Below are 15,708 nucleotides of genomic sequence, written 5' to 3'. Positions count from 1 at the left end.
AGCTAATTCAAAAAGAATATGCCCTGCCGCGGTGGCAGGGCATGGTTTCTAGCGTGGAGTGCACAGATTAGAGCTCTTGCGACTCTTCTTCCTTATCGTCCTCGTTAGAATCGGACTTCTTCTGTGGATCGGATTCATCAACCGTCTTGGAGTCTTTCCTTCCCACCAAGTTGGCCAGGAACGGGAAGATAGCAACGGTCAATGCGCCACCGGCGACGAAGATCGAAGCGGTTTCTTGCTTCATCAATTCCGAATTAACCGCCAGCGAGGTTACGGCAACGATGATCGGCAGGCCGGTCGCCGTGTACAAACTGACTTGGAGGCGCTCGCGCACCGTTTCAATTTCGGAGCCGGTGTGGCCCACATTCTCGCGCAGGAATACCGGCAGGCCGCGGGTAACGAGAATAAGCGCCGGGATGCCCAGCACCTTCCCCGGATTATTGGCGATGGTATCCCAGCTAATCGTCATGCCAGAGACCACGAAGAAAACCGGGATGAGCATGGAGTGGAAGACCACATCGAGGCGGTGTTCCAGCCGGCGATGGAACTCATCCGGAATGATGCGGTTCAAGATGATGCCGGCGGCGAAGGCACCAAGCACGATGTCGAGCTCAAAGACCGCCGTGACGGCCATGAGGGTGGCAAGGATCAGGATGATCAGACGCAAAATGGTCTGGTTGGTGGACCCTGCACCGGAGATAAACGCCGCTTTAACCCACGGAATCGTCGTGGCAATGGCTGCCGGCATGATGGCAACAGCCACGGCGATGCCGATGAACGCGAGCATAATCAGCAGCGTGGTCCACGTGGAGCGCGTGCTGAGCAAAAGCGCCATCGCGGTAATGGGGGCGACCTCACCAATAGCGCCGTGAATCATGACCGATTTGCCCACCTTGGTCTCGAGCACGCGGTCCTGTTTCAACATTGGTTGCAGCGTTCCCAGTGCTGTGGACGTCAGCGCGAGTGCTACCACGATGGCGCCAGGGACATTATCGACCAAGAAGTATGCACCAACGCCACAGGCCACTAGGCAGATAAGCCAGGTGGATAGCGCAGTTCCCGCCTCTTTGGTCTTGAGCGTAGAAATCTCGATCTCAAAACCTGCGAGCAAGAAGAGCGCACCAACACCCAGCTCTTTCAGCATGCTGATGCCAGCATCCTCATGGGCGACATCCAAAAGCGATGGGCCGATGACCATGCCAAAGATGATCAAAAGGGCAACGGCCGGCAGCCGGTTGCCCAACATGAACGACACTATCGGCGCCAGTAGCGCCGCAAGCATGATCCAGGCAAAGGAAACGAGGCTAGTGGTGTTTTCCGTCGCACCTGCTGCGAGAACAACAGTATCCGCAGCCCATCCCACATCTAAATGCATGGATCACAGCGTACGCACTCACCCCTGCACATGCCTACTCGGTATTCGCGTCTTTCGGTGGTGTGGGTGGCTCCGGCGGTTTAGGTGGCTTGGGGGCCTTGGGAGGCTCTGCGCTTGCCGACGTCCCCGGTGGTGCCGGTCGCGCAGGCGGCGTCGACGATGCCGGTGGCGCAGGCGGAGCAGGCGGCGTGGACGATGCCGGTGGAGCCGGTGGACCCGACGGGGCTGGCGGGGCAGGGGGTGCAGGCGGTGCGGGTGGCGCTGCTGCTTCGGGGTTCTTGTCAGCGCGCGGTGGCTTTGGTGCTGCCGGAGCTTGTGGTGCCTTGGAAGCGTGTGGAGCCTCCAGCGGCTGTGGAGCTGCAGGTGGTTTCGGCGCAGCTGGCGCTTCCGGTGCAGCCGGTGGCTGCGGGGTACGAGGCGGTTGGGGTGCCGCGGGTGCCTTCGCACTTGGAGCAGCCGGCGGAGTTGGGGCATTCGGAGCCGTTGGAGCACTTGGCGCTGCTGGAGCGTTCGGAGCTGCAGGGGCGCTAGATGCCGAAGAAGAACCTGGGGCGGCAGGAGCAGCAGGGGTCTTAGGAGCCGCAGGCGGTGTGGGAGCGCTCGGTGGGGTTGGCGCGCTGGGCGCAGAGGGGGCACCCGGTGCGGCAGGTGGAGTGGGCACCGCCGAGGTATTAGTGGGCTGCGGCGCGCTGGGGGCGGTTGGTGCACTGGGTGCGTTGGGAGCCGAAGGAGCCTTGGGAGCAGCCGGGGTAGAAGGAGCCTTTGGCGCCGATGGTGCCGATGGCGCAGCAGCACCGGGGGCTGGAGGAGCCGCTTTAGCGGAGGGAGCGCCTGGGGCAGAGGGCGCGCTTGGAGCTGCCGGTGCCGAAGGCGCGGATGGGGCTGCTGGAGCGGCGGGCGCAGCAGGTGGCGTCGCGGCAGTGGGGGTGTTGGTAGAGGAGGGGGCATCGGCAGGCGCGGGCGCCTTGGGGGCATCGGGGGTGGTGGTTGAAGCCGCGCGGTGGCGTACTGGGGTGCCCAAGAAAGCCTTGGGGCGGGGTTCTGGAAGGGTGCCCTTGTCATCCAGGGAAATGGAGTTACGCAGCATGGTGGCCACGTCGTTGACCTGGGTGGTGGGGGTGGATTCGGTGGCCAAAGACTTTACACCGCCGGTCATCATGACATTGCAGAACGGGCAGCCGGTGGCGATTTCCTCGGCGCCGGTCTCCAGTGCCTGCTCCGTGCGGAACTCATTGATGCGAGACCCCAGCTTTTCTTCCATGAACATGCGCGTGCCACCGGCGCCGCAGCAGAAGGCTTCATCGCGGGACTTGTCCATCTCGCGCAGCTCCACGCCCGTGGCCTGGAGAAGCTCGCGCGGGGGATCGAAGACCTTATTGTGCCGGCCTAAGAAGCACGGATCGTGATAGGTGATGGGCTTGCGGTTTTCCGGGGTGCGCGGAATCGGCTGCAGCAGTTTCTCGCGCACCAGGCGGTTGAGCAGCTGCGTGTGGTGGAAGACATCGAAATGCCCGTCAAAGTCCGGGTATTCATTGCGGATGGTATTAAAGCAGTGCGGGCAGGTCGTGATGATTTTCCGCTGGCCTTCCGGCACGCCCTCGAAAGCGTTGTTGAGTGTTTCAACGTTTTGTTGCGCCATCATTTGGAACAAGAACTCGTTGCCGGCGCGGCGGGCGGGATCGCCGGTGCAGGTCTCGCCGGTAGAAAGCACGCCGAACTTCACGCCAGCGGTGTGCAGCAGATCCACGACGGCGCGGGTGGTGCGGCGGCCATTGTCGTCATAGGCACCGGCGCAGCCTACCCAGAGGAGGTATTCCATATCGGAGAAATCGGTGGCGTCCTCGCCAATGATGGGTACCTCGATGCCATCGGCACGCGCTTCATCGATCCAGGCGCGGCGCTCGGAATTATTACGGCCCCAAGGGTTGCCCTTGGTCTCCATGTTCTTAAATAGGCCGGTGAGCTCCGATGGGAAATCGGATTCCGCCAAGACCTTGAAGCGGCGCAGGTCCGCAATATGGTCAATGTGCTCGATATCGGTGGGGCACTGGTCCACGCAGGCACCGCAGTTGGTGCAAGACCACAGGACATCATCGTCGATGACGCCCGCCATCGAGAGCACATCGAGGCCCTCGTGCGGGTTGTAATTATCCAGCGCGGCCTGGCGCAGGTCCATCATGACCTTTTTGGGGCTAAGCGGTTTATCGGTATTCCAGGCTGGGCACAGCTCCTGACAGCGGCCGCACTCGGTGCAGGCGGTCGAATCCAGCAGCATCTTCCAGCTGCCAGGGGTGATCTCTTCTTCCAAGTCCGGGGTAGGCAGGGATTTGAGCGCCTTTTCTCCAGAAGTATTGCGCTGGAAAAAGATATTGAAAAACGCCATGAAGCGGTGCCACATGACACCCCACTGGAATTTGCGGGCAATAAAGAAGATGAATAGGAGCCCGGAAAGTAGCTTGACCAGGGCAAAGAAGCTAACCAGTGCCGGGGATTCAGGCAGTGCTTTGGCCAGGTGAAGGGTGAAGAAATCCGCGACTGCGGAACCGTGACCAAAGGCCGCGATCTTGGAGGCTTTGACCAGGAGCATGCTGAGACCCTCGATGAAGACGATGGCCTCCACCCAGCGGGCGGCCGCCGTTTGGGAGTTGAAAAAGCGGCTGCCGCGCTCGGTATCGCCTAATTTCAGGCGCACGCCGATGAGGAAGCAGATGCCTAGCACCGTGCCGATGCCGAGCACTTCTTCCACGAAGTGATAGACCGGCCAGGTGCTTAAGACCGGCCACCCTTTATCCGGGGCGAAGGTTTGGATATAGGCCTCAAACCAGACCAGGATGCCGAATAAGAAGCCCACCATGACTAACCAGTGGGCAGCGTTGACCAGTGGTTTGCCCTTGAAGTGGGTGTGGCCGAAGACCTCTACCACTACGCGCCCGAGGCGTTTTACGGGGCTATTGGTGCGCTCTAGTTGGGTGGGCCCGCCCGAGCGGATGAACTTAATGAGCGCCCCGACGCGGGCGAAAAAGTATAGCCACACCGGAATCGATGCGGCTATAGCAATCCAACCGAACACGGTGGTCATTCGTGCTCCTTCACTACTGATACTCCACGTTGTTATCTACCTTAAGGCCTAAAGCCGTGAATCTGGGAGTCAGTATTCAATACCAATGAGTGAAGGGGAATGGTTTTAATAGTGGAAGCCGCCTTCGGCTTCAGCCTTTTCAAATGCGCGGGTAGCAATAGGAACCATGCGTGCTTTGCGTGGGAGGACAGAGAAGATACCACGTACAGTACGGGAGAAAATCTTCAGCTTGCGCTCGTCCTTTTTAGTCCACTCCCAGCCAAGTTTACTGCACAACTTGTCTGGAATCATACCGATAGCAACCCACAGCAGCAGTCGGGATGCGTAGGGTGCGATGGGTTTCCACAGCCAGTTGGGCACCTTAGGGTCTGGGGGGTCAAGGGTAAGGCCGTTGATAATGCGGGAGCGCTCGATGGTCTCGCTGATATCGAGGGTATCGATCATGCGGTCCAAGTACTCTTCAAATTCTGCGTACGTCTTTGGTGCATCATCCGGCTCTGCAACTCCGTAGAAGGTATACCAAGTACGGGTTTCCTGGAAGAGCTGTTCGCGTTCCTCTGGGCTTAAGGGATCCATGAAGTTGCCGGCCAGCTGGTACGGCATAGCAGCGAAGGTGGCGTGTGCCCAGTAGTAAACATCCGGATTCAGTGGGTGGTAGCGGCTTCCATCTGGATGGGTTCCCTTGATGTCCTTGTGGAAATCACGAATCATTATGCCGACTTCGGGTCCTTCATAGATCGTGCGGATGATCGGGAAGGCGGAGCGGACAAGGCGTGCAACCTCGTTATCGAAGACGTTGGAGTGCTGCACCAAGGAACGGCTGACGTCGCGCTGGGTAATCTGTAATAGACCAGCGGACAGGGCAACGAATGCCGAGCGCCAGTCACCAAAGCGCTGCCACAGGATGGAATCTGGACCCAACTCAGGCAGGTTTTCCGTATTGGTATCGGACGCTTGGGTCATCTGATCGTTTACAGTGCTTTCAGGATTGCTCAGAGTGGTCATCATGCCTCCTTAAGGGCAGTAGCGGACTTTTGTTGAGTCTGGCGTTCTGATGAGGCGGATTCAGAGGCGTAGTTGGATGCTCTCTTGAAATTATGGGCTGGTGCATCGAACCCCGCGAGCACTTCGCGGATTCCGCGTACAGTTCCGGGTTGGACCAACCACTTATCATGCTTGACCGTTAGTTCTCCGGGTCCACGAATTTCGAGTTGGCGAACGTAACGGCGGCAGTGATCCGCACGGGCCTCGATAACAGCCAATGGGCGGCGTTTGAGGTAGGAATCACGCGGGGTAGGGCCGTCGACGAAGAGGGCATTAGGAAGTCCAAAGACCTCGACACCGTGGTGGAGGTACATATCGTCGACATTTGCCTTCGAACGTCCCGGAACGGAAATCCACGGGGACGCCTCACCGGTGGCGCGGATCAGGACATCGAATGCTTGGGTTTCCTGGCCGGAATCACTGAGGTAGGAAATTTCCCATTGTCCTTCTGCGCGGTCGAATTCAGCTCCGGTAACTTCGGTGGAACCACGGAACTCGGCGCCACTGGCCTCGACAGCCTTTTCAAGGTGGCGAATGACAGAAGCCGGTGAGCCGTCAGTCCTAGTGAGGCGGAGGTACGGCGTACGGAAGTGGTATTTCCGGGATACCTCAGTGGCTAGAGCAGAATTGAAATGACCACCGATATGTGGTTCTTGTTCAAAAAGAACGGTGTCGAATCCTGAGAATGCGCATTCAGAAGCCGCGGCGCATCCAGCTACTCCGGCGCCAACCACTGCGACAGTCGGCCGACGGTATGGCTTGAACATGCTGTTCCTTTCGAGTTTCGCAGGGCGCTTACTGGCCGCTGTATGGTGTGAATTTTATGTAGTCAGTAGGTCACATTTCGTGAATAAGTTGCGATAGTACACACAAAGCTATGGAATGTGAAGTACGTTACTGAGGGTTGAGTGGTTCCTGGGTGCTATGGCGAGCGCTTAAGGTAGGAAGTGCAGGGCTTTTCCTAAACGCAATGCGGAGCTCAGCAGGGTGCCGTAATACTTATTGGGTAGCCAGCTTGGCCCGCGCATCGGCATGATCCTTTGGGAAGAGATATTTTTTGCTTCCGTGTACTTAGTCAGGCCCTCGTGGCCGTGGCGGCGACCAACGCCAGATTCCTTGACGCCACCCAGTGGGGTAGAAATCGAGGCCCACGTTGAAGCGTAGCCATCATTGATAGTCACACTTCCTGCATCGATTTTCTCAGCGATGGCCTGAGCGGTCTCTGGCTGGCCAAATACGGAGGAGTTTAGACCATAGGGCAATTTATTTGCCTGTTCGATTGCCTCTTCGACATCGCGCACGCGTTGCACATATACCACTGGACCAAAGACCTCTTGCTCTGCAAGCTCGGTGCCATCGCCCAAATCAGTGAGTACCGTGGGTTCAAAGTGAGAGGGGCCGATATCCGGGCGGGGCTTGCCTCCGGTAATAACGGTTGCACCCTTGTTTACTGCGTCATCGACAAAGTGCTGCACTACATCCAATTGATCTTGGCTGATGAGCGAACCCATCGTGTAGTCCCAGTTCAAACCAGAGCCAAGTTTGATGGATTCGGTTGCTCGGCGGAATGCGGTAATGAATTGATCGAAGATGGCTTCGGGAACGTAGATGCGTTCGATCGAAACGCACAGCTGGCCCGAATTTGAGAAACAGGCGGTAGCGATGGTGTCAATATGCTTATCGATGTCTGCATCCGGCGCGATGATCATCGGGTTCTTTCCGCCCAGCTCTGCGGAGTATCCAACAAGGCGCTCGCCTACGGTGGTACCCAAAATCTTGCCGGTCTTGGTAGAGCCGGTAAACATCAGGTAATCGCAGCGTTCAGCGATGGCGGAACCGACGACTCGGCCGGAACCGGTGACGATCTGTAGCAGATCCTTCGGCAGTCCTGCTTCCTTTAAGAGATAGAGGGAAATCAGGTTAGAAAACGGCGTGGAGCCGTCGGGCTTGGCCACGATGCCGTTGCCTGCAAGCAGTGCCGCAACGGCATCGGAAATGCCCAGCGCTAATGGATAGTTCCACGGGCTGATTTGCCCTACAACACCCTTAGGAACCCGCTGTAGGCGAGTCTTAGTAATGAATGGAAATGCACCTGGCTGTTTCTGTGTAGCAAGTAGCTTTGGCGCATTATTTGAATAATAACGCGCGTTGTTCAGTACATCGAGTACTTCATCAAAGGCGGCCGTGCGGTCCTTACCGGTCTCCAGCTGGATGAAATCCGCCAGCAGCTCGCGGTTCTTGGCCACGAGGTGATGGAAGCGCTTCATTACCTTTACGCGTTGCTTAACGTCAGTGTCAGCCCAGAGCATTTGGGCTTGGCGTGAACGACGGAAAGCTTCATCTACGTCTTCTTCGGAACCTACTCCAACCCACCCCAATTCTTCTTCGAAGAGAGGGGAATGGACCGCTTGGTGTTCGCCTTTATCCAGCGAACCGGTGGAGTAGTTGGTGGTGAGATGTTGCAGTTCGGTCAGTAAATGCTGTGGCAAAGGCCGTTCTTGTAGTCGGCGGGGTAAAGACATGTAATGCACGCTCCAGGGAGATTAATGAAAAGGTTCGTGAGCTTAAAGCCCACGAACAATGAGGAAGCCGGTGTGTTTTAGAATGGACAGCCGGCTGCACGGCGTGCGGCTACTGCATCATCGGAATCCGGCTTGTCGGTAGATTCTGCGGTGGCCGCAGAGTCCTTAGCCTGGGCGGCGTTGTAGCCTTGAATCTTCTTCGGCTCCTTGTACTTGCCCTCGATCATGCCGTTTTTGATCATCAGGGAGCGACCCGGCTCCATGTAGCGCTTGTCCTCTGGCAGGTGATCCATGATGAAGCGGACGGACTTGGCAATGCGGTCGAAGCGCTTTTGATCGCGCTTGGACCACTTGAGATCCAAGATATCGCGGTACTTCTGGGGCAAGGTGGCCACCGTCAACCAGATGGCGCTGCGCATAATCGGCTTCCAGATAACTTTCCACACGGCCTCTGGAACACCTTCCGGAGCCTTGACTGGTTCTACGCGTGCAGTACGTAGTGCGAAGTCAACGGTCTCATTGCGTTCGAGGACGGTATCTGCCATCTCGTCCATGTATTTGATTAAGTCATCGTAGTTATCGATGACCGGACGCTCAGACATGCCGTACTTATCCCACCACGTCACGCCTTCGCGGACGATTTGGTCGCGCTCTTCCTTGGTGAAGGGGGTGCCGAAAAGGTCTTGTGCGTAGATGACACGGTAGACAAAGGTCGCATGTGCCCAGTAGTAGGTCTCTGGATTTAGAGAGTGGTAGCGCTCGCCATTTTTCAGTGTGCCCTTAATGGTGACGTGATAATCGCGGATGCGCTCGCCGATGTCCCCGTCGTCATAGATGGACTGAATAATCTGTGGCGTGGAGCGCTGCAGGCGGGCGAATGGCTCGTCGAAGAACTTCGAGTGATCCAGCAGGGATTGCCCGATGGCCGGGTGCATATTCTGCAAAATGCCGGTATATCCGCGCAGCAGCTGCAGGCGGTTATCCGATCCCCACTTCCACAGCAGGGAATCTGGACCTAAGGGGGCGCGCCGGAGTTCGCGCTTCGACTCCTTTTCCTTGCTCGGGGCAGCGGAGTTGTTCTGGTCGTTGTCCTCTGGAGCTTGGTATGCACTGGTATTAAGCGAGTTGGACATTTTAGTCCTCCCTAGTTTCGACTGATATTGAATGCTGGGTAGCGTAACACATGCCACATTTGTACTGTTGTCTAAACCACAAATTTGGGGGTGTAGTGAGGTGGGTTAAATATGACCAGTGTACTGGCTTGAACCGCTTAGAGTTCCAAGATTTTGTACGGCAAACCTAGGGTCGAGGATTGCGATCTTGGCAATAACCCCTTAGTCTTTGTGTTCTGTATCTCATTTAGTGCTGTCGTTTGGAAGAGCTCACAAGGATTTATGTTTCCTTCGGAGATGCTTTCGCATTGGATGAGACGGAAACTGGGGACCTATTTAAATGGGTCACCGGTGACAGGGAAGAAACGATGTCTTTAGGCGTGTTTCTTCGCTTTGTAATCTTTCAAAGAAAGGTGCCTTCATGGGCAGAATAAGCATTCCAAAGTTTGCGGCCGCTCTGGCTGCAGGTCTCGCGGCATTCGGCGTTACAGGTTTTGCGGTAGCCCAGGGTGGTTTAACTGCCAATATTGCCCTATCGGGAACCTTTTTTAAGGTAAATATGAGCCACCTTGAAGGTGAAGGCCTGTCGATCTTTGTTGATAGAGATCAAATGGGAGAGGAAACCATTCCGGCCGCACGCTTGAAGTTCGAACATGCCGTGGCTTCTAACCTATGCTTATCCGCCAATCTTCCGGATGTTCCTGGTGTGGGCGAGACCACCTTTGCTCTCCGTGCGAACGGAGATGACAGCGTGGAGGTCAGAAACCTATTGGTCGGTGCGACCGACATTAAGGGAGAGCTGGATCTGACCAACGCCAACGTGGGAGTCGATGCAAGTCAGGTTAATGACAAAGCAGATCCAGGCTCATGGGGCCTGTATGCGCAGAAGGTGACCTTGAGCGCAGATGATATTCGAACGACCTCGGTCGGAGCGGAAAAGCTCGCTGCTTCCGGAGTGACCGTGACAGTGAAGAGGGGAAGCAATAACAATGCCTGCTAAGTCCTCTGATGATGAGACTTTGCGCATGCCTGCGGTGACTGACCCCGATAATGGTGCCGAAACCGCTGAATCTATGGAAGGAACTGCTGGGATTGCAAGTGCGGCGGGCAACGCGGCAAAAGAGCCTTCGCAGTCGGTGGCGGACGCAGTCAAAAGTGCCAATGAGGCTCATGCTTCTATGGCGAACGACGAAGCTATTGCCCAAGTAGCAACCAAGCAGAGCCGGTGGAAGCGGTTTAAGCACTGGCGCAAGCGCCGCCCCTTTGCCGGTGGACTGCTACTTATCCTGTCTGGAATCGCCATCGCCGCGCCCGCCTATATTACTGTGCGTATTTCTGATCTTTTGGTGATGATTTCTACGGTTTCTGGTGTTTCGACGTTGCTCATTGGCGCGGCACTTATCATGTTTGGTTTAGGCTCCTGGTTTAGGCAAGAGACCTCGACTTACTTGGGTGTTTTGAGCATACTTGTAGCCATTATCGCGCTGCCCACCTCAAACCTTGGCGGCTTTCTCATCGGTAGCCTGTTGGGCATTATCGGCGGTGCACTCGCCTTTGCTTGGCAGCCGCAGGATCGGCAGAAGGTGTCGAATAAGAAAAAGTCCGAGGCGAAAGAGGTGGCGGTTTCCGCATGAGGCTATTCAGACTAGTCTCGCTATCGCAAGGCCCTTCCCCTCGCGCGTTAAAAGCAAGTGCGCTCGCGGTGCTCTGCGTTTTTATGGCAGTGTGCGTGGTCAACCATCCTGAGAAAACCCGCGCGCAGGAAGATTTGGCCTTGGCACAGTCTGAACTTAGTACTGTCACCGCTGATAATGTCACGCTGACCGGAAACGTGACAGCCTCGCTTGTTACGGTGCAAACGGCACAGGGCGAGCAGCGAGCGCTCAAGCTGGTGGGTGATAAACTTGCTGCGCGAAATCTCGCCCTTACCCTTCCTAGTGTTGTGGGACAGGGAAAACTGACTACCGGTGATGTGGAAACCACCGTTACTGATGGACCAGTAACCGTGCTGGCGACCGGGCTGCAGACAACCCCCGCGGTGGTAGACCATCCCACCATTCCGGTGAACGTGGATTTGGACAACGAGGATATCAATGCCGTACTTGATCAGTTGGGCGTTCCTGCTCCGCACGCAGTCCCCGATGCCCCTATTCCCAATCCCCTGATGGAGCGCATTTCGCTGCAAGACGTCACCATGGAGCTGGTTAACCTGCAAGGCGCGAATCTGCACGCCCCGCAAGTCCAACTCACAGTGAGGTAATCATGCAGCAGCGCTCCCTTAAGAATCGTTGAACTGCGATTGGTGCAGGCGCCAATAAGTGCTCTGGGCGCGCAGCAGCTCTTCGTGGGAGCCTTGCTCGACGATGCCCCCGTTTTCCATCACCAAGATCAAATCAGCGTCCCGGATGGTGGACAAGCGGTGGGCGATGACGAAGGAAGTGCGCTCGGCGCGCAGGGCATTCATAGCCTCTTGGACGAGCACCTCGGTGCGGGTATCCACGGACGAGGTCGCCTCATCCAAGATGAGCAGTGCGGGCTGGGCCAAAAAGGCGCGGGCAATGGTAATCAACTGGCGCTCGCCGGCGGAGATGGCACCGCCATCTTGGTCGATGACGGTGTCATAGCCTTCCGGCAGGGAGTGCACGAAGCGATCCACGTAGGTAGCTTTGGCCGCGGCGATGACCTCATCGTCCGTGGCATCAAGCCGGCCGTAGCGGATATTGTCCATGATGGTGCCCTCAAAGAGGACGGCATCTTGTAGCACCATGCCCACCTGGGAGCGCAGGGCGGTGCGGGGCATGTGGGCGGTATCGTGGCCATCGATAAGAATGCGGCCTGAATCGATGTCATAAAAGCGCATGAGCAGATTGACCATGGTGGTCTTTCCGGCGCCGGTGGGGCCGACGATCGCCGCGGTTTGCCCCGGCTCTACGCGCAGGTTGAGCCCGGTGATAAGCTCCTTCTCCGGCGAATAGGAAAAGGCAACGTCCTGGAACTCCACGCGGCCGCGGGCACGGCCCACCAACTCATCGCTTGTGGTCTCCAGCGATTGTTCTTCCGCATCGAGGAATTCGAAGACGCGCTCGGCTGAGGCCACGCCGGATTGCACCTGTTGCATCATGCCGCCCAATTGGCCCAGCGGCTGGTTAAATTCGCGGGAATACTGGATAAAGGCGGTGGCCTGGCCCAGGGTCATCTGCCCGTTGGCCACGCGCAGGCCGCCAAGCACGGCGATGGCCACATAAGACAGGTAGGACACGAACTGCATGATGGGCATCATGATGCCGGAGAGGAATTGCGCCAGCGCGGAAGCGCGGAAGAGCTCGTCATTGCGCTCATCAAATTGGCGCGTCATATCCTCCGTGCGGCCAAAGACGATGCCTAAGTCGTGGCCGGAGAAGGACTCTTCTACCTGGCCATTGAGCTGGCCGGTAGCGCGCCACTGGGTTTTGAATTGGCGCTGCGAGCGCCCGCCGATGACTCCGATGATAAGTGCGGTCAGCGGCAGCGCCAAGAGCGCCACCAAGGCGAGCTGCCAAGAGATGCTCAGCATCATCACGGTGATGCCCAGGATCATCAGGATGTTATAGAACAGCTGGGACAGCGCCTGTTGGAGGGCTTGTTGCACATTGTCGATGTCATTGGTGGTGCGCGAGAGGATATCGCCGCGCTGGCGGGAATCGAAGTAATTTAACGGCAGGGCATGCACCTTGGCTTCTACGCGCTGGCGCAGCTCGTAGACCGTGTCGACGGTCAGGCGGTTTAAGATGAGCCCCTGCCAGAGCTCGAAGGCGGCAGAGACGATGTACATCGCGATCACCGCGATGATAAGCGTGCCCAAGCGGGTAAAGTCGATGCCCTCGCCGGGAGTGAAATCCATGCCGGAGGCCATATCGGCCACCTGATCTTGGCCCTGGGCGCGCATGCCGTCGATGGCCTGCTGCGCCGAAATGCCAGATGGCAGCTCGCGGGAGATGACTCCGGAAAAGATGACGTCCATGGCATCGCCCAAGATCTTGGGCGCAAAGACCGCCAGGAAAACGCAGACGATATTCATTGCCGCCACTACCGCCAGCATGCGTTTATAGGGCATGAGCAGTAGTAACAAGCGTTTAGCAGAAGGCCAGAAATTCTTGGCCTGGCGCGGTGCGGAACCGGACCATTCATCGGCGGCAACCTTGGCCTCAAGTTCTTGGAGCTCAGCTTCCTCAGCGGAGGAGTGGTGGGTGGTGTCTTTAGCCATTAGTGCTCGCCTCCAGCTACTCCAGCGGTTTCTTGGGATTTAACGATTTCCTGGTACACATCCGAGGAATTCAGCAGCTCCGTGTGGGTGCCGCGGGCGACAATCCGTCCTTTATCGATGACCAAAATCTGATCGGCATCCTGGATGGAGGCCACGCGCTGGGCCACGATGATGGTGGTGACGGCCTCGCCGCGCTGGGCAAAGGACTGGTGCATGGCGGTGTGCACATTGGCATCCGTAACCACATCCAGCGCGGAGAAGGAATCATCGAAGAGATAAATGCGCGGCTGAGCCACGAGCATGCGGGCGATGGAGAGGCGTTGGCGCTGCCCGCCCGATACATTGGTACCGCCTTGCGCGATGGGCATACCTAAGTCATCGACGAAGTCCGCCTGTGCCACGCGCAGCGCCTCCCATAGCTCATCGTCGGTGGCCTCGGGGCGGCCCAACTGCAGGTTGGAGGCCACCGTGCCGCTAAACAGGTAGGCCTTTTGTGGCACCAGCGAGACGCGGCTGACGATGTCGGGGCGGGAGAGGGAGGTTGTGGGGGTGGCATCGATAAGCACCTCGCCCTCGCTCGGAACGTACAGGCGCGGGATGAGGGAAAGCAGCGTGGTTTTGCCCGCGCCGGTAGAACCGATGATCGCGGTGGTGGTGCCGGGAGTGGCGGTAAAGGAAATATCCTCTAGCACCGGGGCATCCGCGCCGGCATAGGAGAAGCTGACATTGCGAAATTCAACGGTGCCGGACATGGTTTCCGGGGTGACGGTATCTTGCGGCGGGGTAATGGACGGCTCGTGGCTTATAACCCCGGTGATGCGGCGGGCGCACACGAGGGCGCGCGGGAGCATCATCGCCATAAACGTGCCCATCATGACGGCGGCGAGGATTTGCAGCAGGTATTGCAGGAACGCGGTGAGCCCGCCGACATCGACAAGCCCGGCATCCACGCGCTGGCCACCAAACCACAGCACTGCGCCCGTGGCCACGTTCAAGATGACGGTGATAAGCGGGAACATGAGGACAAAGAGCTGGCCGATTTTCAGCGAAAGCTGGGTAATGTCCTTATTGGCCTTGGTAAAGCGTTCAGTTTCATAGGCCTCGCGCACAAAGGCGCGCACGACGCGGATGCCGGTGATCTGCTCGCGCAGGGTGCCGTTGATGGTATCCAGCTTGTCCTGCATGGCACGAAAAAGCGGCATGAGCCGCGCGATGAGGACGGAGATGGTGCCGAGCAGCACCGCGACAGAAACCCACACCAACCAGGACAATCCGGCGTCCTCCCGGATGGCCATGATGATGCCGCCGATGGACATAATGGGCGCTGTGACCATGAAGTTCAGCATCATCATGTAGACCATCTGCACCTGCTGCACGTCATTCGTGCCGCGGGTAATAAGGGTGGGCGTGCCGAACTCGCTCATATCTTCTGCAGAAAACGTGGTGACCTTGCGGAAGACCTCGCTGCGCAGATCCCGGCCCACGCCCATGGCGGTGCGGCTGCCGCACCACACCGCGCCGATGGCGGTAATGACCTGGACAAAGGCCACGATGAGCATGATCGCGCCGGTGTGCCAGATATAGTCGATATCGCCCTTGGACACGCCTTCATCAATGATCTTGGCGTTCAAGGATGGCAGATACAGGGTCGCCGCGGTGGACAGCGCCTGCAGGATAAGTACCGCTATGACATAGGGCGTATACGGTGCCGAGCGGGTGAAGAGGAGTCGGACTAGATCCATAAACCTGCGCTTCTTTCGAGGGAGAATAGGGATTAACCTGCAAGCATATCTGGTGGGCGCAGATGGGGCGAACGATCCTTATATTTTGTTACCAGCCTCGTAGCTGAACCTAGACCAAGACGTGCGCCAATTGCGCCCTGGCGATGACGCTGGTCCAGTCCTCAAAATCCGTGATCGGCGTGCACAGTCCCTCCCACGTGGTGACGGGAATACCGCGGGCCTTTAATTCCATGACGATGAGCTCGCGGTCCCCGTGGGCGGCCAGCTGGTGGACCTCGTTATGGGTGATATCGCCGCCTACTCCCACGCGCACGTTTCCTAATAGGCGCAGCCGCGGGGTAGTACCCGGTGCACACTCGTGCGGCACGGCCTCATCAAGCACGCCAACAAGCCCCGCAAAGCGGCGAAGTAGACCGAACGGTGCAGTTTTTTCTGAGATGAGGTCTACGCACATGCCGGCGCTCAGGAGTCTTTCCACGGCGGATAAGGCGGCAGGACCTTCCCCAATGATGGCGACACGCTGCATAAAAGTTCCTCCTCGGGCGAGTTCGGCCGGCCCGCAATAGACTACATTGTCTATAAATCTAGTCA

General features: G+C 57.7%; 12 protein-coding genes. 3 read left to right on the top strand and 9 right to left on the bottom strand.

Features of this window, described 5'->3' with window-relative positions; genetic code table 11:
* Positions 1–67: 67 nt before the first annotated feature.
* The 6 genes from CACC_RS10595 to CACC_RS10570 form a co-directional block, all read right to left on the bottom strand.
* Entirely contained in the window at positions 68–1,375 is a 1,308-nt protein-coding gene (locus CACC_RS10595) for a cation:proton antiporter (protein ID WP_005279348.1), read from the bottom strand.
* A 34-nt stretch (positions 1,376–1,409) separates the two neighbouring features.
* Entirely contained in the window at positions 1,410–4,454 is a 3,045-nt protein-coding gene (locus tag CACC_RS10590) for a (Fe-S)-binding protein (protein WP_005279349.1), read from the bottom strand.
* A 105-nt stretch (positions 4,455–4,559) separates the two neighbouring features.
* Positions 4,560–5,462, bottom strand: coding sequence for an oxygenase MpaB family protein (locus tag CACC_RS10585; protein ID WP_005279350.1), 903 nt, complete (start codon positions 5,460–5,462; stop codon positions 4,560–4,562).
* On the bottom strand, positions 5,459–6,265 hold the full coding sequence (locus CACC_RS10580; RefSeq protein WP_005279351.1) for an FAD-dependent oxidoreductase: 807 nt from the start codon (positions 6,263–6,265) through the stop codon (positions 5,459–5,461). The genes CACC_RS10585 and CACC_RS10580 overlap by 4 nt, the downstream gene beginning before the upstream one ends.
* A 168-nt stretch (positions 6,266–6,433) precedes the next feature.
* Complete coding sequence (locus tag CACC_RS10575) at positions 6,434–8,020, bottom strand: succinic semialdehyde dehydrogenase (protein WP_035108522.1); 1,587 nt, start codon at positions 8,018–8,020, stop codon at positions 6,434–6,436.
* Between the two features lie 77 nt (positions 8,021–8,097).
* Positions 8,098–9,153: an oxygenase MpaB family protein gene (locus tag CACC_RS10570; RefSeq protein ID WP_005279353.1), complete on the bottom strand. Its 1,056-nt coding sequence runs from the start codon at positions 9,151–9,153 to the stop codon at positions 8,098–8,100.
* A gap of 400 nt (positions 9,154–9,553) precedes the next feature.
* Between CACC_RS10570 and CACC_RS10565 the strand changes: the two genes are divergently transcribed.
* From CACC_RS10565 to CACC_RS10555, 3 genes are all read left to right on the top strand, one after another.
* Positions 9,554–10,132, top strand: a complete 579-nt coding sequence (locus tag CACC_RS10565) for a DUF6230 family protein (protein WP_005279354.1) — start codon at positions 9,554–9,556, stop codon at positions 10,130–10,132.
* Positions 10,122–10,766: a DUF6114 domain-containing protein gene (locus CACC_RS10560; RefSeq protein ID WP_005279355.1), complete on the top strand. Its 645-nt coding sequence runs from the start codon at positions 10,122–10,124 to the stop codon at positions 10,764–10,766. Before CACC_RS10565 ends, CACC_RS10560 begins: the two co-directional genes overlap by 11 nt.
* 83 nt (positions 10,767–10,849) lie before the next feature.
* Positions 10,850–11,392: a hypothetical protein gene (locus CACC_RS10555; RefSeq protein WP_005279357.1), complete on the top strand. Its 543-nt coding sequence runs from the start codon at positions 10,850–10,852 to the stop codon at positions 11,390–11,392.
* An 18-nt stretch (positions 11,393–11,410) separates the two neighbouring features.
* Here the strand turns inward: CACC_RS10555 and CACC_RS10550 are convergent, their stop codons facing one another.
* From CACC_RS10550 to CACC_RS10540, 3 genes are all read right to left on the bottom strand, one after another.
* The gene (locus CACC_RS10550; RefSeq protein ID WP_005279359.1) at positions 11,411–13,375 is read right to left on the bottom strand and encodes an ABC transporter ATP-binding protein; all 1,965 of its coding nucleotides are present in this window, start codon (positions 13,373–13,375) and stop codon (positions 11,411–11,413) included.
* On the bottom strand, positions 13,375–15,117 hold the full coding sequence (locus CACC_RS10545; RefSeq protein ID WP_005279363.1) for an ABC transporter ATP-binding protein: 1,743 nt from the start codon (positions 15,115–15,117) through the stop codon (positions 13,375–13,377). The genes CACC_RS10550 and CACC_RS10545 overlap by 1 nt, the downstream gene beginning before the upstream one ends.
* 109 nt (positions 15,118–15,226) lie before the next feature.
* Positions 15,227–15,643 (bottom strand): hypothetical protein, encoded by a 417-nt coding sequence (locus CACC_RS10540; RefSeq protein ID WP_005279365.1) that lies wholly within the window; start codon positions 15,641–15,643, stop codon positions 15,227–15,229.
* Between the last annotated feature and the right edge of the window lie 65 nt (positions 15,644–15,708).

Source organism: Corynebacterium accolens, assembly GCF_023520795.1.
GTDB lineage: Bacteria > Actinomycetota > Actinomycetes > Mycobacteriales > Mycobacteriaceae > Corynebacterium > Corynebacterium accolens.
This window is presented reverse-complemented; position numbering and strand designations above follow the sequence as displayed.